The organism is Xanthobacter autotrophicus (assembly GCF_005871085.1).
GTDB lineage: Bacteria > Pseudomonadota > Alphaproteobacteria > Rhizobiales > Xanthobacteraceae > Xanthobacter > Xanthobacter autotrophicus.
Genome location: NZ_VAUP01000034.1, coordinates 1 through 1772, shown reverse-complemented (window position 1 = coordinate 1772; position 1772 = coordinate 1). Strand labels below are relative to the sequence as shown.

The 1772-nt window shown below is 60.7% G+C and carries 2 protein-coding genes; one reads left to right on the top strand and one right to left on the bottom strand.

All coding sequences use genetic code 11. The features are described 5' to 3' along the window. Positions 1-195: 195 nt before the first annotated feature. Positions 196-1575, top strand: a complete 1380-nt coding sequence (locus FBQ73_RS15920; RefSeq protein WP_138400489.1) for a pyridoxal phosphate-dependent decarboxylase family protein — start codon at positions 196-198, stop codon at positions 1573-1575. Positions 1576-1587: 12 nt separating this feature from the next. Here the strand turns inward: FBQ73_RS15920 and FBQ73_RS22825 are convergent. Then, positions 1588-1772, bottom strand: a 185-nt coding sequence (locus FBQ73_RS22825) for a transposase (RefSeq protein WP_342780532.1), incomplete at its 5' end; no start/stop codon positions are given.

Sequence of the window (1772 nt, the reverse complement as noted above, 5' to 3'; positions counted from 1 at the left end):
ACCTACGCCGACATCGTCGATGCCGCCTGCGAGGCTTGGCGCAGTCTCACCGAAAACCCAGAAACCATCACATCCATCGGCAGCAGCCAATGGGCGCACATCGGTCATTCATAAGGGCCGTTGGTATAAGAAGATACTTGTTGTCCCTCTTAAGGCAAAATAGCCTGCGCCTCATAGCTTGGCGGGGATGATCAAATGCGAGCCCTAGAGACGTCCAATCGCGAGCTGACTGCGTTCATGGCGGAAGCAACAAAGCTCGTCGCCGAGTATTGGACTTCGCTGGAGGAACGACCATCCTATCCATCGACCGGAGGCACGGAGACAGCACGTCTCTTCGATCGCCCGTGGCGAGATGAAGGTCAAGGACGGGATGTTCTCAACGATTTTAAGGCAATTGCCGAGCATGCCCGGCCGTGCACGGGCCGCTTCTTCGGCTACGTCGCGGGCTCGGGCGAGCCAATTGGCGCCATCGGCGACTTTCTCGCATCGGCCCTCAACCAGAACACGACATCTTGGCGTTCGGCTCCCGCGGCGGTGACCATCGAGCGCACGGTCATCGGCTGGCTCTCGGAAGCGGTGGGGTGCGACGGCTTCGCGGGAAGCCTTTGCGGAGGTGGTTCAATGGCCAATCTCATGGCGCTGGCGATCGCCCGCGAGAAGATGCTGCCCGCCAACGACGACGGCGCGCGGCCCGGGGTGGTCTACGCGTCCGAACAGGTGCACATGTCGATCCCCAAAGCCATGGCGCTGTTGGGCTTGGGGCGCAGCAACCTTCGCCTGATCCCGATCGACGAGGACTTTCGGTTGCGGTCCGACGCGCTCGAGGCAGCCATCTCCCGTGACAGGAAGTCAGGCAAAAAGCCCCTGGCGATCGTGGCAAGCGTCGGCACGGTGGCCACCGGCGCAATCGATCCGTTGCGCGAGATTGCGAAGATTGCGGAGACCGAGGGTCTTTGGCTTCATGTCGATGGTGCCTTCGGCGTCCTGGCGGCGCTGGCGGCTCCGGACAGGTTCGATGGATTGAACTTGGCCGACTCGATTTCTCTCGATGCGCACAAGTGGCTCTACCAGCCAATCGACTGCGGATGCCTGCTTTATCGCGATCGCGACGCGGCGCGAAAGACCTTCTCGGATAGCGGGGATTATGTCCGGATTCTCAATCAGGACCCTGGAGAATCTTTCGCGTTCTTTGACGAATCGATAGAGCTGTCGCGGCGCTTCCGGGCGCTAAAGCTCTGGCTGTCGCTGCAGTATCATGGACGCAAGGCTTTTCGAGAGGCCATCGCCCGGGATCTTAGGCACGCCCAGCTCCTTGCCGAGACGATCCAGGCGCACCCGAAGCTCGAACTGCTCGCGCCGGTGCCCCTCAGCGCAGTCTGCTTCCGCTATCGCGGAAGAGACAACGAGGCCATCCTGCGGCGTGTGATCGCGCGGGGGCGCGTGTACCTCTCGAATGCCACGATAAATACTCAGTTTGCATTGCGCGCCTGCTTCGTCAATCATCGGACAGGGCCGGAAGATGTTCATGAGATTATTTACGAAGTGATAGCTGCTGCGGAAGACGTAAAGTCTTAGACCGCTGCAATATTAGGTGGTGTGGACGGATTTGATGAGGATGAAGCTCAGGGCGAGGGCGACGATGGCAGCGAAGCCGCATTCGGTCTTCTCGCAGCGCAGGGCGACGCGCTTGAATCGCTTCAGCTTTCCGAAGCACTGCTCGATGCGGGCACGGCCCCGGTAGAGCGCCTTCGGGAAGAAGACCGGGCGGTCTT

Excerpts from the sequence above, each read along its gene's own strand:
- FBQ73_RS15920 (WP_138400489.1), top strand. The coding sequence starts at position 196 with ATGCGAGCCCTAGAGACGTCCAATCGCGAGCTGACTGCGTTCATGGCG.